The sequence below is a fragment of the Gordonia sp. IEGM753 genome, assembly GCF_050321825.1.
Classification (GTDB): Bacteria; Pseudomonadota; Gammaproteobacteria; order Pseudomonadales; family Pseudomonadaceae; genus Aquipseudomonas.
The window spans coordinates 84,408-105,657 of record NZ_JBNQGB010000008.1; the positions used below are offsets into that span (position 1 = coordinate 84,408).

General features: G+C 58.9%; 21 protein-coding genes. 15 read left to right on the forward strand and 6 right to left on the reverse strand.

Annotated elements, in window-relative coordinates:
• Positions 1-57 precede the first annotated feature (57 nt).
• A complete protein-coding gene (locus ACQR3R_RS27640) occupies positions 58-654 on the forward strand; it encodes a MarC family protein (protein WP_428277374.1) in 597 nt (198 codons plus the stop codon).
• 13 nt (positions 655-667) lie between these two features.
• Here ACQR3R_RS27640 and ACQR3R_RS27645 read toward each other — a convergent pair whose 3' ends face one another.
• The 6 genes from ACQR3R_RS27645 to ACQR3R_RS27670 all read right to left on the reverse strand — a co-directional run bounded on the left by ACQR3R_RS27645 (position 668) and on the right by ACQR3R_RS27670 (position 6,732).
• Positions 668-1,483, reverse strand: coding sequence for a hypothetical protein (locus ACQR3R_RS27645; protein ID WP_428277376.1), 816 nt, complete (start codon positions 1,481-1,483; stop codon positions 668-670).
• Positions 1,484-1,602: 119 nt separating this feature from the next.
• Entirely contained in the window at positions 1,603-3,315 is a 1,713-nt protein-coding gene (cobJ, locus tag ACQR3R_RS27650; protein WP_428277378.1) for a precorrin-3B C(17)-methyltransferase, read from the reverse strand.
• A complete protein-coding gene (locus ACQR3R_RS27655) occupies positions 3,315-4,049 on the reverse strand; it encodes a precorrin-2 C(20)-methyltransferase (protein ID WP_428277380.1) in 735 nt (244 codons plus the stop codon). The genes cobJ and ACQR3R_RS27655 overlap by 1 nt, the downstream gene beginning before the upstream one ends.
• On the reverse strand, positions 4,046-4,672 hold the full coding sequence (locus ACQR3R_RS27660) for a precorrin-8X methylmutase (protein ID WP_428277382.1): 627 nt from the start codon (positions 4,670-4,672) through the stop codon (positions 4,046-4,048). Before ACQR3R_RS27660 ends, ACQR3R_RS27655 begins: the two co-directional genes overlap by 4 nt.
• The gene (gene cobG / locus ACQR3R_RS27665; protein ID WP_428277384.1) at positions 4,665-6,044 is read right to left on the reverse strand and encodes a precorrin-3B synthase; all 1,380 of its coding nucleotides are present in this window, start codon (positions 6,042-6,044) and stop codon (positions 4,665-4,667) included. The genes ACQR3R_RS27660 and cobG overlap by 8 nt, the downstream gene beginning before the upstream one ends.
• 37 nt (positions 6,045-6,081) lie before the next feature.
• Positions 6,082-6,732, reverse strand: coding sequence for a hypothetical protein (locus ACQR3R_RS27670; RefSeq protein WP_428277386.1), 651 nt, complete (start codon positions 6,730-6,732; stop codon positions 6,082-6,084).
• 227 nt (positions 6,733-6,959) lie between these two features.
• Here ACQR3R_RS27670 and cbiE point away from each other — a divergent pair, with 227 nt between their 5' ends.
• The 14 genes from cbiE to ACQR3R_RS27740 all read left to right on the forward strand — a co-directional run bounded on the left by cbiE (position 6,960) and on the right by ACQR3R_RS27740 (position 21,115).
• On the forward strand, positions 6,960-8,171 hold the full coding sequence (gene cbiE / locus ACQR3R_RS27675) for a precorrin-6y C5,15-methyltransferase (decarboxylating) subunit CbiE (RefSeq protein WP_428277388.1): 1,212 nt from the start codon (positions 6,960-6,962) through the stop codon (positions 8,169-8,171).
• Positions 8,164-9,261: a cobalt-precorrin-5B (C(1))-methyltransferase gene (locus tag ACQR3R_RS27680; protein ID WP_428277390.1), complete on the forward strand. Its 1,098-nt coding sequence runs from the start codon at positions 8,164-8,166 to the stop codon at positions 9,259-9,261. The genes cbiE and ACQR3R_RS27680 overlap by 8 nt, the downstream gene beginning before the upstream one ends.
• Positions 9,258-9,986 carry a cobalt-precorrin-6A reductase gene (locus ACQR3R_RS27685; RefSeq protein ID WP_428277392.1) on the forward strand — a complete coding sequence of 243 codons (729 nt, stop codon included), beginning with the start codon at positions 9,258-9,260 and terminating at the stop codon, positions 9,984-9,986. The genes ACQR3R_RS27680 and ACQR3R_RS27685 overlap by 4 nt, the downstream gene beginning before the upstream one ends.
• Positions 9,987-10,179: 193 nt before the next feature.
• A complete protein-coding gene (locus tag ACQR3R_RS27690) occupies positions 10,180-10,482 on the forward strand; it encodes a type II toxin-antitoxin system RelE/ParE family toxin (protein WP_428277394.1) in 303 nt (100 codons plus the stop codon).
• 3 nt (positions 10,483-10,485) lie between these two features.
• Positions 10,486-10,776, forward strand: coding sequence for an addiction module antidote protein (locus ACQR3R_RS27695; RefSeq protein ID WP_428277396.1), 291 nt, complete (start codon positions 10,486-10,488; stop codon positions 10,774-10,776).
• A gap of 97 nt (positions 10,777-10,873) precedes the next feature.
• Entirely contained in the window at positions 10,874-11,272 is a 399-nt protein-coding gene (locus tag ACQR3R_RS27700) for a DUF2946 family protein (protein WP_428277398.1), read from the forward strand.
• Between the two features lie 48 nt (positions 11,273-11,320).
• A complete protein-coding gene (locus ACQR3R_RS27705; protein ID WP_428277400.1) occupies positions 11,321-11,800 on the forward strand; it encodes a copper chaperone PCu(A)C domain-containing protein in 480 nt (159 codons plus the stop codon).
• A gap of 21 nt (positions 11,801-11,821) precedes the next feature.
• On the forward strand, positions 11,822-12,280 hold the full coding sequence (locus ACQR3R_RS27710; RefSeq protein WP_428277402.1) for a DUF2946 family protein: 459 nt from the start codon (positions 11,822-11,824) through the stop codon (positions 12,278-12,280).
• A gap of 73 nt (positions 12,281-12,353) precedes the next feature.
• Positions 12,354-14,471 carry a TonB-dependent copper receptor gene (locus ACQR3R_RS27715; protein WP_428277404.1) on the forward strand — a complete coding sequence of 706 codons (2,118 nt, stop codon included), beginning with the start codon at positions 12,354-12,356 and terminating at the stop codon, positions 14,469-14,471.
• Positions 14,472-14,595: 124 nt separating this feature from the next.
• Positions 14,596-15,975, forward strand: a complete 1,380-nt coding sequence (locus ACQR3R_RS27720) for a PepSY domain-containing protein (RefSeq protein WP_428277406.1) — start codon at positions 14,596-14,598, stop codon at positions 15,973-15,975.
• A gap of 151 nt (positions 15,976-16,126) precedes the next feature.
• Positions 16,127-18,247, forward strand: a complete 2,121-nt coding sequence (locus tag ACQR3R_RS27725) for a TonB-dependent siderophore receptor (protein ID WP_428277408.1) — start codon at positions 16,127-16,129, stop codon at positions 18,245-18,247.
• Positions 18,248-18,363: 116 nt separating this feature from the next.
• The gene (locus ACQR3R_RS27730; protein ID WP_428277410.1) at positions 18,364-19,152 is read left to right on the forward strand and encodes an ATP-binding cassette domain-containing protein; all 789 of its coding nucleotides are present in this window, start codon (positions 18,364-18,366) and stop codon (positions 19,150-19,152) included.
• Entirely contained in the window at positions 19,149-20,108 is a 960-nt protein-coding gene (locus ACQR3R_RS27735; RefSeq protein ID WP_428277412.1) for an ABC transporter substrate-binding protein, read from the forward strand. Before ACQR3R_RS27730 ends, ACQR3R_RS27735 begins: the two co-directional genes overlap by 4 nt.
• Entirely contained in the window at positions 20,105-21,115 is a 1,011-nt protein-coding gene (locus ACQR3R_RS27740) for an iron chelate uptake ABC transporter family permease subunit (protein WP_428277414.1), read from the forward strand. Before ACQR3R_RS27735 ends, ACQR3R_RS27740 begins: the two co-directional genes overlap by 4 nt.
• Positions 21,116-21,250 lie beyond the last annotated feature (135 nt).

Here is a 21,250-nt window from a genome sequence, read left to right on the forward strand (position 1 = left end):
GACTCGGCAGCGCCTGATAGACTTCCCCTCGACTTTCCTAGCCTGTGAGCCTGCACCATGCTCCACGTGTTGTTCAGCGTTTACCTGAAGATGCTGGTGCTCTATAGCCCATTCTTCGTGTTGTCCTGCTTCATCAGCCTGACACGCGGCTATTCGCGCAAGGAACAGCGTCGGCTAGCCTGGAAAGTGGCCGTCGCAACCCTGGTTTCCAGCGTATTGCTGTACCTGTTTGGCCGAGTGATTTTTAGTGTGTTCGGCATCACCGTCGACGCCTTTCGTATCGGCGCCGGTAGTGTGCTGTTTATCTCGGCACTGGGCATGGCCCAAGGCAAGTCAGCCGTGCAAACCGATAACGTGCAGCAGGACGTCACCATTGTCCCGCTGACCATCCCGCTGACAGTCGGCCCCGGAACCATCGGGGCCTTGCTGGTGATGGGCGTGAGCCAGCCGCACTGGGACGACAAGCTCACCGCTATTCTCAGCATTGCGCTGGCCAGCTTCACCGTAGGCGTGGTGCTTTATCTGTCAAACCGCATTGAACGTATTCTCGGGGATCAGGGGCTGCAGATTGTCAGCCGGTTGATGGGGCTGTTTGTCTGCGCATTGGCGGCGCAGATCATTTTCACCGGGGTCAGGGGATATTTGGTGCCTTGATGCACCTCCCGCCTTACTTGCGGCGGCTGAAGCGCTTGACCAATACCTCTTTGCGGTGCACGCCGAGGTATTCCTCGATATCGGTTTTTATCGCCGAATAACGTGTGGGGTTGAAGGTGGCGAACGCCTTGCCGTGAAAGACATTGAGGGTCGAGATTTTCCAGTCAAAAAACAGCACGCCATCAGCGCGACTGTCCCCCTGATGATCGACTGCTGCCAGTGCGACAAGAATGATGCCGTTCGACATCTGCTCGCACGGAATGGTGCTCAGTCGCATGCCCTCAATGGTTTTAGATTCAAGACTCAGTAACTTGATTGCTTCAGGGTCGTTCTTCAAACCATTCAGCGTGGTGCTGGTAATAGCACTCAACACTGAAGCCCCCGGAACAGCAGCTTTGGCCGCCTCTGCCGCTGCTTGAACAATGTCGACAACAATATTGTCCATGGTGACATTCAGAGAACTTGCATTGTATTTGGAAAATCCTTTATCCGGAACAAAGCAACCGAGATCTTCCATGCATTGAGTAAACGCATGGTACCAAGCCTTGGGATCTTTATTGCCCGGAACTTCAAAGTTCGCCTCCATCTTCGACATGGTTATTATGTTTTCAATGATCGCCATGTTTTCCAGGCTTATTTGGTCGCCGTAACCAATCATGCTATTGCCAAGGACCAATGCATCCAGCGCTCGCGTAGGACTTTCAGCCACGGTCATGCCCAGCATTCTGGAGCGAGGCATTATTTTTAACATCGGCTGGCGCTTTTGAATGCACCCCCGGACGAAGTCCGCGCTGCATGCCGGGGTAATAGAGCTTTCGTAAACATCCATCTATAACATTCCCTTGTTAGTTAGTGGCCCCCATACTTGGGAGCCGATCCAATCTAACGCAGGGAATTAACAGCAACAACGCCAATAAAAACACTGCATGTAACTCAGCACACGCTCTGTCAACGGGTTGTTATCGGCAACAGCTTATCACCATAACTACGCGGGGTATAAACCCATAGCCGGCCATCGGCACGCGCAATCACGCGTGTTGTCGAAGACCCGATAAGCACCATGGTTCGCATATCAACTTGGTCGGGCGTCAGTTCACCCAGCGTCGTTACGCGCAATGTCTGGCCCGGGCGGCCGATGTCGCGGCCCAACACCACAGGCGTTTGTGGCGTGCGGTGTTTGGCGACGATACCCAGCGCCTGGCCCAGTTGCCATGGACGCGAGCGCGATATCGGATTGTAGAAAGCCAATGCCAGATCAGCTTGCGCCGCCAGATCCAGGCGTTTTTCGATGATCGCCCACGGCTTGAGGTTGTCCGACAGCGACAACACACAGAAGTCATGACCCAGCGGCGCACCGGCCTGCGCGGCCGTTGCCAATGAAGCTGAAACCCCCGGCAGAATCTCCAGATCGACGTTGTGCCACGCATCATCGGTGGACTCATGCAGCGCTTCGAGCACTGCGGCGGCCATGGCAAAAACACCCGGGTCGCCAGATGAAACCACCACCACCGAACGCCCCTGTGCCGCCAGCTCGAAAGCGTGGCGAGCACGCTGCATCTCTTCGCGGTTATCGGTGCAATGCAGCACCTGGTCGGCGCGAAATGGCCCTGCCATGCGCACGTAAGTTTCGTAACCCAGCACGTCGTTGGCACGCGCCAGTTCAGTCTTGACCGCTGGCACCATCAGTTCGGCAGCGCCCGGCCCCAAACCGATCACCGCCAAGCGGCCACGAGCACGACCGATCACTGACACTGCCAACGGTTGCTCGGCCACCGCGATGGCGATGTTCTCGTCGCCGTGGATTACAACAGGTAGCCCGACAGCATGCCGCGCCAGATCACAGAGCGCGCCAACGCCCGGGGCAAAACGCAATGGCACGCCCAGTTCGAGGGCCGCTTCATGCAGCGCAGGCGTGGCCATTTCGCTGTCGCCAGCCAACAAACAAGCGATCGATTGCACAGCGATTTTTGCGCCCCGCAACGCATCGCGAATAGCGTCTGGCGAGGCGGTGATGGCACGCACCGCCACCAGAACGTTGCGCGGGTAGATCAGCAACTCATTGGCAGAAGGCTCTCGCTCAGCATGACCCACATGTACGGCCAGCCGTGCATCGGGGTGCTCCGGCAACTGCGCCTGTGCCAGCCATGGCGCCTGGCCTTCTACGCGAACGGTCTCACCGGCCAGCAAATCAGAAACGAAGCGTTTGCCGAGTTCCAGATCGCCGAGGGCGTAACCGCTGGGCGGGTTTAACAAACAGGTGCCAAAACGCAATTCACCACTGGTGGTGATGGCCGCCGCGACTTCCAGCGCCGCAGCGATTTCACGCGCCATGACGTTTACGCCGCCCAGGCCTCCGAGCAGCGGCACTACCGCACTGCCGTCTTCAGCGACCGCGAGCACTGGCGGCTCGGCACCTTTCTCCAGCAACAATGGCGCCAGCGTTCGAATCACGATGCCGGCGGCGCACAACGCAATAATCGGCGTGTCCTGCTGATACATCGCACGCAGCGTGGCACCGAACTCATGATAGAGACGGTCCGCGTCTTGAACCCGATCAGCCAGACCGTGGACCAATGCACCAGGGTAAACCTGCTGAATCCTGCGCGCGGTCGCAAGGCTGCCATTGCCGAGAATGACAATTGCCGGAACTGGACGAGTCATCAGCCTTGCCACCGTTCGCCGGGAACAATAATCAGCGAGAAATACGGTGATGACATCGGCTCGACCTGATCCAGCGGGACAATTTTCTGATTGGCCATGGTCGCGCGCTCAACGTACAGCGCCCGCTCGGCCAGGCCGAGCTCTTCGAGCACTTGACGCACTTTTGGAAAGTTACGGCCCAGCTTCATGATCACAGCGGCATCGGCGTCTGCCAGTCGACGCTTGAGGTCGTCATGCGGCAATACACCGGACAGCACCGACAAACTTTGATTTCGATAAACCAGCGGCGCACCGAGCACCGAAGCGCCGCCGAGCATCGAGCACACACCGGGTACGACTTCGGCTTGATAACGCTCGGCCAGTCGATCGTGCAGGTACATGTAGGAGCCGTAGAAAAACGGATCGCCTTCGCAGATCACTGCCACATCACGACCCGCATCCAGATGCGCTGCAAGTTCTTCGGCGGCGGCATCGTAGAAATCACTGATCACTTGCTCGTAAGACAGCGGTGCCGGCAGCGCCTCGGTAGTCACCGGATAGACCAGCGGCAGCAAGGTTTGAGCACCTTGCAGGTGAGCCTCGATGATGCCGAATGCGTTGCCCTTTTTTCCTTTGGCGACGAAGTACGCCACCACCGGAGACTCGCGCAGCAGGCGCAGGGCTTTGACAGTAATCAGTTCTGGATCACCAGGGCCGACGCCAAGGCCGATCAAACGTCCCGGTTGATGCATCATTCGATCTCCGTGGCGAGTGCATTGACAGCGGCAGCGGCCATGGCGCTACCGCCCAACCGGCCTTGCATGATGACAAAAGGCACGCCACGGCTGTCGGCCGCGAGCGCTGCCTTGGATTCGGCAGCACCGACGAAGCCCACCGGAAAACCGAGAATCAGCGCTGGTTTCGGCGCGCCGGCATCCAGCATTTCCAGCAGATAAAACAGGGCGGTCGGGGCGTTGCCGATGACCACCACGCTGCCTGCCAGATGCGGGCGCCACAGTTCCAGCGCGGCCGCAGAACGGGTATTGCCGAGCTCACGCGCCAGGTCCGGAACGCTGTCATCGCGCAAGGTGCAGATAACCTGGTTGTTCGCCGGTAAACGCGTGCGCGTTACGCCCTCGGACACCATCCGCGCATCACACAGAATAGGGGCCCCGGCGGCCAGTGCATCGCGCCCGGCCTTGCCTGCACCTTCAGAGAATTGCAAACCGTCGATGGCGTCGACCATGCCGCAGGCGTGGATCACTCGTACCGCGAGTTTTTCCAGGTCAGCCGGGATTCGGTCCAGATTCGCCTCAGCGCGAATGATCGCGAAGGAGTTGCGATAGATCTCCTGACCGTCGCGGATGTAATCAAGCATCAAGGTGGCTCCGTGAGCGGGCGTCGAGCAAGGCTGCGACCGCTTCAATAGTAAGGTTGCGTGCGTGCAGGGCACCGAAACCCGGCAGCCCCGCTTCGCGAAAATAGAGGTCGTAATGACCAGGATTGACGGCCAGTAACGTGACCGGAGCGATATGTGCGGCGGCGCAAGAACGTGCGCAACCACTCAGGTGCACGTTCACCAGCACACCATGCCGCTGTAACAGCGCCGCCAGCTGCAAGGCATCGGACTTGGTGTCGGCCAGGCCTTTGCTACAGCCCGCCGAACCGGTACAGGCGATCAAACGTGACAACGGCTGGTCGGCTTCACACAAAAAACCAAGTAGTTGCAGGCGCCGAATGACTGCAGGCGCGTTTTCATGGCGAACGTTCGGCAACAGCACGCTTTGCCATGGCGTGAACCGTAGCGATGAGTCGCCGAACTCCTGCGCGAGCCGGGCCGCGCCGCGCAGCATGGTGCTATCAAGTCGCCCGACCGGGGGCACCGCACCGACGTAAACCAGACTGTCCTGCCGTTGTGGGTGAGCACCGATGTGCAGAACCTGCGAGCGTGACGACCGCTGCCAGGCTTTCACTTGAGCGAAGGGCACACGTTCGGCCAGCCGCGCTAGAAACTCGCTGACCGGCAGTTCGCTGAGCAACTGGCGCATTCGGTGTTGATCGGGGCGTGCCGCTTGAAGAAACAACTCAAGCACGGCGACTACCAAAGCATGCCCATCCTCCAGTGAAACCGAACCGGCCGCCGCATCCGTCGGGCATCCCGCCAGACCGAAAGCCAGCCGCAACTCACCGTCAACGTCGACTGCCGACAACCACAGATCATGCGGGTGCTGGAGCATCGCCAAGGCTTCGCCACCGTCCAGTTGCACGGCGAATTTTGCGCTCAGCTCATGAAAGCGTGCATGTCGTTGCAACGTCGTGAGGATCTGTTCGGCCAACTCGCGCGTGTCGTACAGCATCTGCCGATCAATACCGGCACTCGGACTCAACATGAGGTTGCGCACATCATCCCCAGCGGCGGTGCGCGGCCCCAAGTCTGCGGCGAGCAAGCTGTCGGTCAGCGCCGACTGCTCGCTACCAATACCGCGAATCTGCAGATTGGCCCGATTGGTTGCCTCAATAACACCACCGGCAAAGCGTTCGGCCGCGTCTGCGATGGCCTCGGCCTGTGTCGACATTATCGAACCGCCGTTCAACTTGATTCGACAAATACCCCCGTCCAGTGCCCGGACGATACGCAGCAACCCCGGGCATGCCGAAGGACGTATGGACGGAGAGTGCTGAGGTGGGTTCACAAGATGACCGGCAACTGGGCGAAAGGTCGCTATTATGCCTGCTTTGCTGGCCAGCATGAAAAGCCCGCGTGTCGCACAACCCGTCACGCGGGGCTCAAGCACGTGAAGCGCTCAGCCTCAACTTGAACCTGGCCATTGTGTTTTCCCTGAGTTTTTGCTGGATGAGTCCTCTCTTCTCATTCAGTGTTTTTTCATTTAGCACAAACTCTGCGTAGTACTGTAGAAGGCTGGCCGAACGATCTTCAAGCCTCGCAAACAGAAACTGGTCCGCCCTCGCCCGTGTGACCAACTGCAATCGACTCACTTGCATTCGCAACTTTCCCGTGCGATCTCGCCACAGCGGCGTCACCTGGAAAAGTTCGCCTTTGGCTGTTTCTTCATCCAAGGCATAGGCGACAGCGCTGTTATTGTTTATCGCATTAAAAGAATCAACCAACACGTTGATAATAGGGCTGCCGAGTTTAAAGTTCTGGCGGGCCGACACTGATTGCAGGTACGTCTGCACCACGTTGCCCCAGATGACGTCCTGGCGTCGGGTATAAGTATTGCCAACCGGCTCCCAGCCAATCCAGTCGAGGCAACTGCCGTAACCGTTGAACCATTGTCCAGGTTGTTTGAAGCGATTAGCCTCCCGATCGGCATTCAGTGATGAAACCATCGTGCAATCGGTAAAGTCGTCAAAGTCTTGAAGAGACTCGCTCTCCATGGAAACTATATTGGGCCCGGTAATAACTGCACTGCGCATAGTGTCCTCCATGACATACACTTTTATTGAATGAACTGCTCTGAAGACTAGGCCACTTAAAAAAACACTGACAAGACTGCATTGCAATTCCAAATAAAACCCATCCACAAAATTACTTTAAAACGGACTTTCTCCCTATAAAACAGGCCAACCCTGACCACACTCGCCGGGCTATCATATGCACGCCTGTCACGACGCAGGATTTGGCAATTGAATAGAGGATGGACATGACTCCGTGGCTGACCGTAACGGGTATCGGTGAAGATGGCTTCAAGGGCCTGGGCAAAAACGCTCGTCATGCCCTGCTGGCCGCATCGCGGATTGTGGGTGCCCAACGCCAACTGGATTTACTGCCAGCGTGCATCCGTGGCGAACGCGAATGCTGGCCCTCACCTTTCTCACTCGATGGGCTGATGGCGCGGCGCGGCGAACCGGTGTGCGTATTAGCCAGCGGCGATCCGATGTTCTTCGGTGTCGGTGCCAGTCTCGCGCGGGTACTGCCCAGCGAAGAAATGCTGGTTTTGCCCGCGCCCTCCTCTTGCTCTGTTGCCGCCGCCCGCATGGGTTGGCCCTTGCAGGACGTGGTCACGCTGTCCGTGGTCGCTCGGCCCCTCGCTGCGCTTAATGCTCAATTGTTCAGCGGTGTCCGTTTGCTGGTACTCAGCAACGACGGTCAAAGCCCCGCCGCGATTGCCGCACTGTTAACCGAGCGCGGTTTTGGTCCAAGCCGCATGAGCGTGCTCGAGCATCTGGGCGGTGACGCCGAACGACGCATCGACGGCATCGCCAGCGATTGGGGCAATCCGATAATTGCCGATCTGAACCTGATTGCCATCGAGTGCGTTTGCGAGCCGAACACCCAGCGACTGTCGAAACTGGCCGGCCTGCCTGACTCTGCGTTCAGGCACGATGGCCAACTCACCAAGCGCGACGTACGGGCGATCACGCTTGCCCGTTTGGCACCGCTGCCCGGCGAATTGTTGTGGGACGTGGGCGCTGGCAGCGGTTCAATCGGCATCGAGTGGATGCGTGCGCACCCCGCGTGCCGGACACTGGCCATCGAGGCTGATGAAGGGCGGCAACTGTTGATCGAACATAACCGCGACGCGCTTGGGGTTCCCGGCCTGCAACTGATTCGTGGCAGTGCGCCGCAAGCCTTGGCCTTGCTTGAACGACCGGACGCGATCTTCATCGGCGGCGGAGTGACCGGTGAAGGCGTACTCGATACGTGTTGGGCACAATTGAAGCCCGGTGGCCGACTGGTCGCCAACGCCGTCACGCTGCAAAGCGAGATGACCTTGATGGCGTGGCGCGAGCAGCATGGCGGCGAGCTGACGCGTATTCACATCGCTCAGGCGCAACCGCTGGGTGATTTCGACACGTGGCGCCAAGCCTTGCCCATTACCCTTCTGGACATGGTCAAAGCTCTTGATGCGTGACGAAACCGCCGAACAACCGGCACCGCTACGCAGTGGCCTGACCACCGGCAGTTGCGCCACCGCCACCAGCCTGGCGGCCGCTCGCCTGCTGCTCAGCGGAATGGGCTCGGACGCTGTGGAAATCGTCCTGCCCAAAGGCAAGCACGTGCAGATGCGCCTGGAGTTTTGTCGCCTGCAGGGTGATGGCGCCGAGGCCGGGACCATCAAGGACGCAGGCGACGATCCGGACGTGACCCACGGTGCATTGCTTTATTCCCAGGTGCGGCTTGATCGAGCGCCCGGCATTCGGTTCAGTGCGGGGCGTGGTGTCGGCACGGTCACTCGACCAGGGCTGGTGCTGGGTGTGGGCGAACCGGCAATCAACCCTGTGCCGCGCAAGATGATCACCGAGCACTTGACGCGACTGGCCGAAGAACTTGGTTACCCGGGCGGTTTCGAGGTGACAGTAAACGTTGAAGGCGGCGAGGCGCTGGCGCTTAAAACCATGAATCCGCGGTTGGGCATACTGGGTGGTTTATCGATTTTGGGCACCAGCGGCATCGTCCGGCCGTTTTCCTGCGCGGCCTATATTGCCTCGATCCACCAAGGCATCGACGTCGCGACAACCAACGGTTACCTGCATATCGCGGCCTGTACCGGCAATGCCAGCGAAGACACCATGCGCCAGGTCTACAACCTGCCTGAAATCGCGCTGATCGAAATGGGCGATTTTGTCGGCGCAGTGCTCAAACATTTACGCAAAGTGCCAGTCGCCAGGCTGAGCCTGTGCGGCGGCTTCGGCAAGATCAGCAAACTGGCAGCAGGGCATATGGATCTGCACAGCCGTCACTCCAGCATCGACTTGCCGCAGTTGGCCGAATGGGCCGCCGCCGTGGGCGCAAACGAGGCGCTGCAGCAATCGATCCGCGAGGCCAATACCAGTCAACAAGCCTTGGCCATGGCCAGTGCGGCGGGCATCCAGTTGGGCGACGCCGTCTGCCAGCACGCACTGGAATTTGCGCGCAGCGTGGTACCTGCGCAGGTACAGGTCGAAGTGTTTGCGATTGATCGCCAGGGCGGGATTGTAGGTCGTGCAGGGGCTTTTCAATGAAACGAATCTTGTTGCTTGGCGGTGTCACGGAAGCCCTCGCCATCGCGCGCACCCTGGGACCAGAACACATCTATAGCCTGGCCGGCGTCGGGCGCGTACCGACCGATTTGGCGTGTCAGGTACGGGTCGGCGGTTATGGGGGGGCTGATGGGCTGGCACAGTTCATTCGCGATGAGCGCATCGACCTGCTGCTGGACGCGACTCACCCTTACGCCGCGCAAATCAGTCAGAACGCTGCGACCGCCGCTCAGGTGTCCGGCATTCCTTGCTGGGCGCTGCGTCGTCCGGCCTGGCAACCGCAAGCCCTGGACGACTGGCGTGAAGTCAGTGACTGGGCCGAGTTGATCGAAGCGTTGAAACCGTTCCGCCGCCCACTGTTCACCCTCGGCCGCGAACCCTTGCAACACCTGCATGAAATACCGCCAGAGCAATTCTGGACGTTACGCGCGCTGGACGTTTACCCGGGCAACGAACGCTGCGAAGTCATTGGCGCTCGCGGGCCTTTCCTGATCGACGATGAACGCACGCTGTTCGAGCGTCGGCGGATCGACGTGCTGATCAGCAAGAACAGCGGCAGTACCGCCACCGAACCGAAGCTCGAAGTCGCGCGTGAGCGTGGCGTACCGGTGATTGTTTTGAAGCGTCCGGCGTTGCCGGGGGTGGATCGGGAGTTCGAGACAGGAGTTGAAATGCTGTACGCCCTATCCATGTCGGACTTTTCCTGACATTCGCGGAAACTCGCGACTTTGCCGTCAGTATTCCCAGAAAGCGCCGACTGTAATCCCGGTCGCTGTAAATCTATATTCCAGCCCCTCATCCCTTCCAGGCAAGAATGAATCTGCGCTTGCAGATACGGGAAACTACTGGAAGGAGAAAAGCGCCGCTTGCGAATATGTATCCCAAGGAATACGATCTGACATGTTCAACTTTGAACGATCCAGAGCATTTGCCGATTGGCTGAACTCATTGAAAGATACAGTTGGCAAAGCCAGGATAGTCGCAAGACTACGAGCCGCCGAGTTGGGGAGTTTCGGCGATTGCGAACACGTCGGCGAAGCTGTTCATGAAATGCGCGTTCATCACGGTCCCGGCTACCGGATGTACTTCACTCGTCGAAGAGAGGTGGTTTACCTGCTCCTGGTCGGAGGTGATAAGTCGACGCAAAAACGGGATATCAAACGTGCCATTCAAATGGTGCAAGACATCGGTAATGAGGAGTAAGTCATGGCCGAACAATTCACTCGATTCGACGCCGCCGAGTTTCTCAAAACACCGGAAGATATGGCAGCCTACCTTGACGCTTGCTTTGAAGAAGACGCAGGCGACGGCGTTTTGATACGCGCGGCGCTCAATGATATAGCGCGCGCACAAGGCATGACCCAGATTGCTCGCGACGCAGGTCTCGGCCGAGAAAGTTTGTACAAGGCACTGAGCCGCACTGGCAATCCAGAATTCGCGACTATCATGAAGGTGATGAAAGCCTTGGGTCTGCGCTTGCATGCTGCGGCTATTTGAATGTACTGCGACACCAAACCGCACACAGCTTTTTTACTTATCGGCATTGATCAGGCTAAATAGCCGCGCCTGATCCCCCACCCAACCGGATTTGCCCATGTCCCGACAACGGCTCGCATTTGCATGGATCGCCTGCTTCGCAGTGCTGTTCAACTTGCTCGCCATGCCGATGACCAGTGCGATGGCGCAAACGGCAAAATCACCTGTCGAACAATTGTTGTGGGGCAGTTTCTGTACATCCAGCGGCACCAAGATGGTGGCGATCTCGCTGGGTTCGGTTGAGCAGAAAGCGCCACAAGGCGATCAACATTCGAACATGCAACATTGCTGGTGCTGCGCAGGTTCCGCACCTCTGGTGGCGTTGCCAGGGCATGTGCCTCAGTTGTATTTCACCCAGTTCGATAGTTACTCACACCGCGCCATCGCCACGTTCGAAACGCCCAACCCACGCCAGCAATGGCCTAGCCTCAATCCTCGTGCTTCCCCTCTGGTGTGATTCTTTCTCGCAATTGACCTGCGTTTTGAATCGTCCTGGAGAACTGCCATGTTGAACAAACTTATCGTTGTGGCCGCACTGTTGCTGCCTGCCTGTTTTGCCAATGCGCACGAATACAAGGCCGGCGAGTTGCAAATCGCCCATCCGTGGTCGCAAGAACTTCCGCCCAATGCGCCAACGGTTGCCGCCTATTTCGTGATTAACAACACCGGCAAAACAGCCGACAAACTACTGAGTGTTGATTCGCCCATTGCCGGGCTGGCCCAGCTGCACGAACACGTGATGCAAAATGACCTGATGAAAATGCAGCAAGTCGACAGCGTCGATGTGCCAGCAGGTGGCGCTGTCACCTTTGCGCCAATGGCGTATCACGTGATGCTGCTGGAGCTCAAAGACCGCAGCCTGCTGAGCGACGGCAAACGCTTCCCACTGACGCTGCATTTCGAAAAGTCAGGCGATGTGACGGTTGAAGTTGCCGTGCAGAAGAAAGCTCCGGATGGCATGCAAGAACACATGCACGCCCAGTAAACCTCTGCGCTGAATTCGCCCATGCGCTCACTTCGCGCCAGGCCATCCGCACAGCGTCGTCAGCCATTGAGCCTGACACGCGGCAGTTGGATCAGCCTGTTCGCCATGTTGATGATTTTTATCGGCCCGCTGATTTCTCAGTCGATGCCGATGAATCAACGCGCTTCAATGTTGATGCCAAGCGCCATGAACATGTCGATGGACATGAGCATGGACATGTCGGCGATGGCGCACGCCGACCACACCGCACAACCTGCTGCCGAGCATTGCTCTGCGAAAGCCGACCATCACGCACTGTGGGAGAAATGCGGTTATTGCAGTCTGTTGTTCAATTGCCCGGCGCTGACGGGCGGTGTTTCGTTCACAGACTTTGAAACGCCAGCCTCCACCACCTTCACCCCCCAATCGCCCCGATTGGGCCACGCCCGGCAGACGTTCTTCCCAGGCGCCCGCACCCGCGCCCCACCGATCGCCACGTAAACACTGATCCCGATCTCACGCGGTCCGCCAATCAGCCGGCCGTGTCGTTTACGACTGCTCGATGGAAATTGTCATGTCCAGGTTTTCTGCTGCACCAAGCTTAAGCGCTGCCCAGGCGTCTTTCGCCCTGAATGAAACTCGCGTTCGATTCAAGCACGCCACGGCCATCCTCTGCGGCGCTCTGCTCGCACCGATGGTGCTGGCCGATGAACACGCAGGTCACGGCGAAGAACTGAGCCCTACGGTAATTACTGCTATCGCACCGAGTTCGCCCTTGACCATCGTGACCAACCCCAAGGATGCGCGCCAACCGGTGCCGGCGAGTGACGGTGGCGATTACCTTAAAACCATTCCCGGTTTCGCATTGGTCCGCAATGGCGGGACCAACGGTGATCCGGTGCTGCGCGGCATGTTCGGCTCACGGCTGAACATCCTCACCAACGGCGGCATGATGCTCGGCGCCTGCCCCGGCCGAATGGATGCGCCGACCTCCTACATCTCGCCGGAAACCTACGACAAACTCACCGTAATCAAAGGTCCGCAAACGGTGCTGTGGGGACCGGGTGCATCAGCCGGCACTGTGCTTTTTGACCGCGAGCCGGAAACGTTCGGAGCACTCGGCACCCGGGTGAATGCCAGTGTGCTGGCCGGTTCCAACGGTCGTTTCGACAAAGTCGTGGATGCCGCCGCAGGTGGGCCTTTGGGTTACGTGCGAGTGATCGGCAACACAGCGCATTCCGACGATTACAAGGATGGCAACCACGACACCGTGCCCTCGCGTTACGACAAATGGAACGGCGACGTTGCGCTCGGCTGGACCCCGGACGCCGACACCTTGCTGGAACTGACCTCCGGCAAAGGTGATGGAGAAGCACGTTACGCCGGACGCGGCATGGACGGTTCACAGTTCAAACGCGAAAGCCTGGGGCTGCGTTTTGAGAAGTCGAACATTGGCGATGTGCTGGACAAGATCGAAGCGCAGGTCTACTACAACTACGCCGATCACGTGATGGACAACTACAGCCTGCGCACACCGTCCGGCACAGGAATGATGGCAGGGCCGATGGCCGCCAACGTCGACCGCCGAACCCTTGGCGCGCGCATCAAAGCCACTTGGCGCTGGGCCGATGTGCAGTTGATCAGCGGCCTCGATGCGCAGACCAACGAGCATCGTGAACGCAGCAGCATGGGCATCGACACCTACAAGGCCCTGCCGTACACAAAAGACGCCGAGTTTCACAATTATGGTGTGTTCAGTGAACTGACCTGGTACGCCGCCGAGCGTGACCGGCTGATCACCGGCGCGCGCCTGGATCGCGCCTCGGCCAAGGATTATCGCCAGACGACCGATTCCGGAATGATGGCCCGTGCCAACCCGACGGCCGACGATACGCGAGCGGACACTCTGCCCAGTGGCTTCGTACGCTATGAACACGACCTGGCAGACAGCCCGACCACGTTGTATGCCGGCGTCGGTCATACCCAACGTTTCCCGGACTACTGGGAGTTGTTTTCGCCGGACTCAGGCCCCGCAGGTTCGGTGAATGCCTTTGACTCGATCAAACCCGAGAAAACCACCCAGCTCGACTTCGGCCTGCAGTACAAAACCGAAGACCTCCAAGCCTGGGCCTCGGGTTACGTCGGGCAAGTGCGCGATTACATCCTCTTCAACTACACGCCAGGGATGATGGGCATGACCTCGCAAGCCGAGAACATCGACGCGCGAATCATGGGTGGTGAATTGGGGGCTGCCTACGCGTTGACCCGCCACTGGAAAGCCGATGCAACCCTGGCGTATGCGTGGGGCAAGAACAGCAGCGACGGCCATGCATTGCCGCAAATGCCACCACTGGATGCTCGTTTCGGCCTGACCTACAGCGAAGACAACTGGAGCGTTGGCGCCTTGTGGCGAGTCGTCGCGGCGCAAAACCGCATCGACCAGAACAAAGGCAACGTCGTTGGCAAGGACTTCGACAAGACCGCAGGCTTCGGTGTGTTCTCGCTGAACGGCGCGTACCGCATCAACAAAAACTGGAAGGTCAGCAGCGGCGTCGACAACCTCCTCGGCAAGACCTACGCCGAGCATTTGAACCTGGCGGGCAACGCCGGTTTTGGCTACCCGGCCAATGACCCGCAAGCCATCAACGAACCGGGGCGCACGCTCTGGACCAAAGTCGACATGAGTTTTTAAGTGCATCGCGAGCAGGCTCGCTCCTGCGGGCTCACCGCCCATGTAGAAGCCAGCCTGCTCGCGAATGACTGCGCAGCGGTCACCAGACAACAACTAAAAGATCCAAGCCAAGCGGAGCACCCTGATGAAACAACCCAAAGTGAATTTCTACAACCTGGCCTGGCGCTGGCATTTCTATGCAGGCCTGTTCGTTGCCCCATTCATGGTGATGCTGGCACTGACGGGCGTTATCTACCTGTTCAAGCCGCAGCTCGACCCGCTGATGTACGGCAACCTGCTGAACGTTCAGGCCGGCCATCACACGGCATCCGCCGATGAGCTGCTCAAACGCGTGAAAGAGGTTTATCCACAGGCCCAGGTCAAGCAGTACTTGCCGCCCATCAACCCCGAACGCAGCGCTCAATTTGTGCTCTCGAATGCCGGCAATGAACTGAACGTATTCGTCGACCCATCACACGGCGACATCCTCGGCGAGCAAGACGCCAAATGGAACCTGCAAGCCGTGGCACGCGCCATTCACGGTGAATTGATGATTGGCACTGTGGGTGATCGTCTGGTCGAACTGGCCGCCGGCTGGGGCATCGTGCTGGTGGTCTCCGGTGTTTTCCTGTGGTGGCCACGCGGCCAGGCAGCCGGAATCTTATGGCCACGTTTAAGCAGCCGCGGACGCGTGCTGTGGCGTGATCTGCATGCGGTTACCGGTTTCTGGGGCGCCACGTTGCTGTTGGTGATGCTGCTCAGCGGCATGACCTGGACCGGTTTCTGGGGCAAGCAATACGCAGGCGTCTGGAATGTGTTCCCGGATGCCATGTGGAATGACATGCCCAAGTCCGACGTCGAGGCCCGCAGCCTCAATAGCGCTGCGCGCCAGACAGTGCCGTGGGCGATGGAAAACACGCCGATGCCGATGTCTGGCGACCACGCCGAGCACATGAACCATGGCGACGCACAGGCCGGTCCGGCAGCGCCGATCATTAGCCTGCAGCAAGTGCAAGATATCGCTGAGCAACGCAAGGTTGAGCCGGGTTACAGCATCACCTTGCCCACCACGGCGACCGGCGTATTCACCATTGCGGTGTTCGCCGACGACCCGCGCAATGACGCCACACTGCACGTCGATCAATACACCGGCAATGTGCTCGCCGACGTGCGCTGGGAGCATTACGGCAATGTCGCTCGCGCCACGGAAATGGGTGTGATGCTGCACGAAGGCAAAATGTTCGGGGTGCTCAACCAGATCATCGTGCTGCTGATTTGCCTGATGATTTTGCTCAGCGCGATCAGCGGCGTGGTGATCTGGTGGAAGCGTCGCCCCGAGGGAAAGTTGGGAGTGCCACCGCTGCGCCACGACTTGCCGAAATGGAAAACCGCGATGGTCACCATCTTCATCCTGGCCGTCGCATTTCCCTTGGTCGGCGCATCGCTGGTCGTCGTTTGGCTGCTGGATAAAGTGCTGCTGTCGCGCTTCAACCGGCAAACTGAATCTGCCTCACCTTCATCATGAAGCAGGCGAGATGCGCGATTTAGAGGGTTCTGTAGACTTCGCGCGCTTAACGCCTGGTCTTTTTTTAGTGTTACTGTATAACACTAAATGACCACCCTACCCGCAGCAGGATGTTGCGGGTTTTCTTTTGAAGAAGTGATTCACCGTCCCGATGAACAAGTACCTCTTGTCCGGCCTTTGCCTGCTCGCCATGAACAACAACGCCAATGCGCAACCGTTGACGCTGCCCACCGGCACCATCACCGCCGAGGCCGTTGGCGATCAGACAGTCAGTCTCAAGACGCCAACCACCGCCGGTTCGCGCCTGAATCTTACGGCACTGGAAACACCCGCCAGCGTCGAAAGCCTGACCGGCGAGCAAATTCGCGCGCGCGGTGATCGCAGCGTGCAGGACGCGGTCTCGCGCAGCACCGGCATCAGTCGCACCGGCACACCCGGCGATGGTGGCACGTCGTTGTCGGCGCGTGGTTTCACTGGTCAAAGTTCGGTCATGCAGTTGTACGACGGCAATCGCCTGTACACCGGCATGGGCACAGTGACGTTCCCGGTGGACACCTGGTCGGTCGACCGCGTGGATGTATTACGCGGACCGGCCTCGGTGCTGTACGGCGAAGGCGCGACGGGCGCGGTGGTCAACGTGATTCCGAAAAAACCGTTCACCGGCGAGATCGAAAACCATATTCGCCTTGGATATGGTTCATACGACAGCCAGCAACAGGCCTTCGACAGCGGCGGCTCGCTGACCGACACGCTGAGCTATCGTTTGAACCTCAATCGCCTGCGCAGCAACGGTTGGGTGGATCGCGGCGATTCGTCCAGCGACTTCATCAGCGCAGCATTGCGCTGGCAGGCCAACGACGACCTGAGCTTCACCCTCGCCCACGATTACGGTGATCAGAGCCCGATGAACTACTTCGGTACGCCGCTGATCAATGGCCATTTCCACGAAGGCCTGCGGGACAAAAACTACAACATCAGCAACGACAAACAGCACTACAACGATCAATGGACACGCCTGACCAGCGACTGGCAGATTTCCGAAAACGTCAGTTCAAGCAACGAACTGTATTACCTCAAGGCACAACGCCGCTGGCAGAACGCCGAGAACTACAACTTCGACCGCGACACCCAGCAGCTCAGCCGCAGCGGGTATTACGGCATCGGCCATCAGCAGGAGCAGGTGGGCGACCGGCAGACCTTCACCTTCAAACACACGCTGTTGGGCCTCGACAGCCAGACCGTGACCGGTGTCGATTACAACCGGATTCGTTTTCAGCTCAACAGCAATTCGCCGTTCCAGGACGTATTACCGGATGGCCAGCCTATTGACCTGCACCACCCGCAATCAGGCCGGTTTGAAAGCGTCGATCCGTATCGCGATCAATTCCAGACCACGACAAAACAAATGTCGGCGTTTGCCGAAAACCGCACGCAGTTGAGCGAGCGCTGGTCGTTGGTGACCGGTGTGCGCCGTGACTATGTACATGTCGATCGCGACGACCTGATCGATGGCAGCCAAAGCGACAAAACGCTGACCGGCAACAACTGGAAGGCCGGCCTGGTCTTTGCCGTCACACCAGACACTTCGTTCTACGGCCAGTACGCGACCAGCACCGACGGTGTCGGGGGGTTGATTTCCCTCAATCCAAACCAGCAGCAATACGACTTGTCCACCGCCAGACAAACCGAGATTGGCCTAAAGCAGATGTTCTGGGACCAACGCGGTGAGTGGACACTGGCGGCTTATCGGATCGTCAAAAAGAAACTGCTGACCGACGACCCGAGCAGCCCGACACTCAAGCAACAGGTTGGCCAGCAATCGTCCAACGGCCTCGAAGCCAGCCTTGACCTGCAACTGCCGCACGCCTGGCAACTGCAGGCCAATGCCGCCATCGTCAAAGCCAAGTACGACGACTTTGCACAAAGCGTGGGGGGTGTTCCGGTGTCGCGCAACGGTAATCGCCCGGTGGACGTACCGCGGCGCACCGCAAACCTGTGGCTGAGCAAAGCAATCAACGATGACGTGAAGGCGGGTGCAGGCGTGCGTTATGTCGATGCGCGTTACGCCGACATGGCCAACCAGAATGAGCTGCCGAGCTACACCGTGGTCGACGCCACGCTGTCATGGAAAGCGCTGCGCAATACGACGCTGGGCTTGCAGGTGAACAACCTGTTTGATCGCCAGTATGCGCAAAGCCAATACAATGAGGGCCAACAATGGATTCTCGGCGAACCTCGTTGTTTCTTCGTCACTGCTGATTATCAGTTTTAAACCGTGCTGCCGCGTTCTCGAACGAACCTGCTCACACATTGGAATACGATCAAATGTGCGAGCGAGCCTGCTCGCGATGGGTCCATCGGCCACAACGAATATTTCAGAGTTAATGCATGACCTCGCTGAACCTCAACAACCTCGCCTGGACACCTTTGGGCCACGGCCATTGTCATCACCAGTTTCAGCTGCGTGATGCATCGTTGCACGTGGCCGCCGGAGAATTTGTCGGGTTGATCGGCCCCAACGGCAGTGGCAAAACCAGCCTGCTGAGGTGCGCCTATCGCTTCAGCAAACCGGCCAGTGGCGAGGTCATGCTCGACCATCAAAGCGTCTGGAAACACTCTTCTCGCTGGTGTGCTCAACGCATCGCTGTCGTGCTGCAGGAGTTTCCCGATGCGTTTGGCCTGACCGTGCGGGAGGTTGTGGCCATGGGCCGCACGCCACACAAAGGCTTGTTCGACGGCGACACGCTGGAAGACAGAAACATCGCGCAGCAAGCGCTGCACTCGGTTGGCCTCGACGGCTTCGAAGATCACGCTTTCGCCACTCTTTCGGGCGGTGAAAAACAGCGCGTTATTCTCGCCCGGGCCTTAGCCCAACAACCGCAGTTGTTGATCCTCGACGAGCCGACCAATCACCTCGACCCGCGCTATCAGCTCGAGCTGTTGCGAGGGGTCAAACAGCTAAACATCGGCACCCTCGCAAGCATCCACGACCTCAATCTTGCGGCGGCTTTTTGCGACCGGTTGTACGTGATCAATCACGGTCGCATCGTCGCCAGCGGCACGCCCAAGCAAGTGTTGACCGAGTCATTGTTACGCGATGTATTCGGCGTTGCAGCACTGATCGATGAACATCCCCTGCACGGCTACCCACGAATCACCTGGATAACCCAACCATGACTTTGCGTTCCCTGCTGCGTGCCAGTCTCTGTTTCGCGCTGCTGTCGGGCAGCGCCCAGGCGTTTGCCGAGGCCACTCATTACCCGCTGACGATTCAAAGCTGCAACCGCGAGGTGACTTTCAAGCAGGCACCGAAACACGCGGTCAGCCATGACATCAACATGACCCAGATGATGCTCGCCCTCGGCTTGAAATCGCAGATGGCAGGCTACAGCGGTGTGACCGGATGGAAGTCGGTCACGCCCGACATGCAGTCCTTGCTCGATGGCTTGCCAGAGTTGGCGGCGAAATACCCATCGGTGGAAACCCTGCTTGATGCCAACGTCGATTTCTTCTTCGCCGGTTGGGATTACGGCATGCGTGTGGGCGGTGACCTGACGCCGCAAACACTTCAACCGTTGGGGATCAACGTCTACGAGTTGACCGAGTCCTGCGCGTTCGTGATGAAGCGCCCGGCAGCGACGCTGGATGACACTTACAACGATCTGCGCAACCTCGGTAAAATCTTCGACGTGCAAGACCGTGCCAACGCCGTGATCGCCGGGATGCAGGCGCAAGTCGCCGAGGTGCGCAAGAACCTGCCTGCCGACAAACCCCGGGTGTTCCTCTATGACAGCGGTGAGGACCGTGCCATGACCTCCGGCCGCCTCGGCATGCCACAAGCGCTGATCGATGCCGCAGGCGGACGCAATATCCTGGATGACGTCGAGTCGAGCTGGACTCGCGTTAACTGGGAGAACGTGGTCGAGCGCAATCCGCAAGTGATCGTGATTGTCGACTACGGCGAAGTCACTGCCGAACAGAAGGAGCAATTCCTGCTCGACAACAAGGCGCTGCAATCGGTGGATGCGATCAAGAACCAGCGCTTCATCGTGATTCCTTACGTGCAGGCCACGCCGGGCATCGACAACGTGCTGGCCGTCGAAACCCTGGCCAAAGGTTTCCACGGCGAATGATCAACCGTCGATACGCCTTGTTGCTGGTGGCCCTCGGCGCGTTGCTGCTGGTTTCGTGCGTGGTGTCGCTGGGTTTCGGACCGGCGCGAGTACCGGTGGACGTGGTGTGGCGGATAGTGCTGCACAAGACACTCGGTATTGGCGAGGTGAGCTGGACGCCGGGGCAGGAACACATCGTCTGGCTGATTCGCGTACCGCGCATGTTGCTCGGCGCGTTGGTGGGCGCTGGCCTGGCGTTGATCGGCGCCGTGCTGCAAGCGGTCACGCGCAATCCGCTGGCCGATCCGCACTTGCTGGGCGTGACGTCCGGCGCCACCCTTGGCGCGGTGATCGTGGTGCTGCATGTCGGCGAAATCGTTGGCTTGCTGACGTTGCCCATTGCAGCGTTCATCGGCGCGTTATTGAGCATGTTGATTGTGCTGATGATCGCCAACCGCAATGGCCGGCTCGACAGTGATCGCTTGCTGCTGTGCGGCGTGGCGGTATCGTTTGTGATGATGGCGATCGCCAACCTGCTGCTGTTCATGGGCGATCACCGTGCGAGTTCGGCAGTCATGTTCTGGATGCTCGGCGGACTCGGGTTAGCGCGTTGGGAATTACTCGCTGTGCCCGCTGCCAGTGTGTTGCTCGGGTTGGTTTTGCTGCTGGGAATGGCGCGGCCCCTCAACGCACTGATGGCTGGCGAACAAACCGCTGTGACCTTGGGTTTGAATGCGCGCACCGTTCGTTTGCGGGTATTTCTGATTGCCTCGTTGATGACCGGCGTACTGGTTTCAATCAGCGGCTCTATCGGTTTTGTCGGGCTGATGGTGCCGCACATCGCGCGGCGACTGGTCGGCGCGGAACACCGCAGGTTATTGCCGGTGTGCGTGCTGCTCGGGAGTGTCTTCCTGGTGTGGGTGGATGTTGCAGCACGCACCTTGATCGCCCCCGAAGATTTACCCATTGGCGTCGCCACCGCGGCCATTGGCGGACTGTTCTTCATTGGCCTGATGCGCCGCCGCTGAGCCACCTCTTGCAAAAACCCGTGCGCCCCAATGTAGCGCACCACGACGCACCACTGCCCCGACCTCGTCCCTTCATGGTGCGCCGCTGACCGGCGCAACCGCTCTAAAGCGACATTTCCTTACGTTTTGCCGACC

Excerpts from the sequence above, each read along its gene's own strand:
- cobG (WP_428277384.1), bottom strand. The coding sequence starts at position 6,044 with ATGCTGGCCAGCAAAGCAGGCATAATAGCGACCTTTCGCCCAGTTGCC.
- ACQR3R_RS27655 (WP_428277380.1), bottom strand. The coding sequence starts at position 4,049 with ATGATGCATCAACCGGGACGTTTGATCGGCCTTGGCGTCGGCCCTGGT.
- ACQR3R_RS27695 (WP_428277396.1), top strand. The coding sequence starts at position 10,486 with ATGGCCGAACAATTCACTCGATTCGACGCCGCCGAGTTTCTCAAAACA.
- cbiE (WP_428277388.1), top strand. The coding sequence starts at position 6,960 with ATGACTCCGTGGCTGACCGTAACGGGTATCGGTGAAGATGGCTTCAAG.
- ACQR3R_RS27700 (WP_428277398.1), top strand. The coding sequence starts at position 10,874 with ATGTCCCGACAACGGCTCGCATTTGCATGGATCGCCTGCTTCGCAGTG.
- ACQR3R_RS27660 (WP_428277382.1), bottom strand. The coding sequence starts at position 4,672 with ATGCTTGATTACATCCGCGACGGTCAGGAGATCTATCGCAACTCCTTC.
- ACQR3R_RS27740 (WP_428277414.1), top strand. The coding sequence starts at position 20,105 with ATGATCAACCGTCGATACGCCTTGTTGCTGGTGGCCCTCGGCGCGTTG.
- ACQR3R_RS27735 (WP_428277412.1), top strand. The coding sequence starts at position 19,149 with ATGACTTTGCGTTCCCTGCTGCGTGCCAGTCTCTGTTTCGCGCTGCTG.
- ACQR3R_RS27705 (WP_428277400.1), top strand. The coding sequence starts at position 11,321 with ATGTTGAACAAACTTATCGTTGTGGCCGCACTGTTGCTGCCTGCCTGT.
- ACQR3R_RS27730 (WP_428277410.1), top strand. The coding sequence starts at position 18,364 with ATGACCTCGCTGAACCTCAACAACCTCGCCTGGACACCTTTGGGCCAC.
- ACQR3R_RS27680 (WP_428277390.1), top strand. The coding sequence starts at position 8,164 with ATGCGTGACGAAACCGCCGAACAACCGGCACCGCTACGCAGTGGCCTG.
- ACQR3R_RS27670 (WP_428277386.1), bottom strand. The coding sequence starts at position 6,732 with ATGCGCAGTGCAGTTATTACCGGGCCCAATATAGTTTCCATGGAGAGC.
- ACQR3R_RS27725 (WP_428277408.1), top strand. The coding sequence starts at position 16,127 with ATGAACAAGTACCTCTTGTCCGGCCTTTGCCTGCTCGCCATGAACAAC.
- ACQR3R_RS27690 (WP_428277394.1), top strand. The coding sequence starts at position 10,180 with ATGTTCAACTTTGAACGATCCAGAGCATTTGCCGATTGGCTGAACTCA.
- ACQR3R_RS27645 (WP_428277376.1), bottom strand. The coding sequence starts at position 1,483 with ATGGATGTTTACGAAAGCTCTATTACCCCGGCATGCAGCGCGGACTTC.
- ACQR3R_RS27710 (WP_428277402.1), top strand. The coding sequence starts at position 11,822 with ATGCGCTCACTTCGCGCCAGGCCATCCGCACAGCGTCGTCAGCCATTG.
- ACQR3R_RS27640 (WP_428277374.1), top strand. The coding sequence starts at position 58 with ATGCTCCACGTGTTGTTCAGCGTTTACCTGAAGATGCTGGTGCTCTAT.
- ACQR3R_RS27720 (WP_428277406.1), top strand. The coding sequence starts at position 14,596 with ATGAAACAACCCAAAGTGAATTTCTACAACCTGGCCTGGCGCTGGCAT.
- ACQR3R_RS27715 (WP_428277404.1), top strand. The coding sequence starts at position 12,354 with ATGTCCAGGTTTTCTGCTGCACCAAGCTTAAGCGCTGCCCAGGCGTCT.
- ACQR3R_RS27685 (WP_428277392.1), top strand. The coding sequence starts at position 9,258 with ATGAAACGAATCTTGTTGCTTGGCGGTGTCACGGAAGCCCTCGCCATC.
- cobJ (WP_428277378.1), bottom strand. The coding sequence starts at position 3,315 with ATGACTCGTCCAGTTCCGGCAATTGTCATTCTCGGCAATGGCAGCCTT.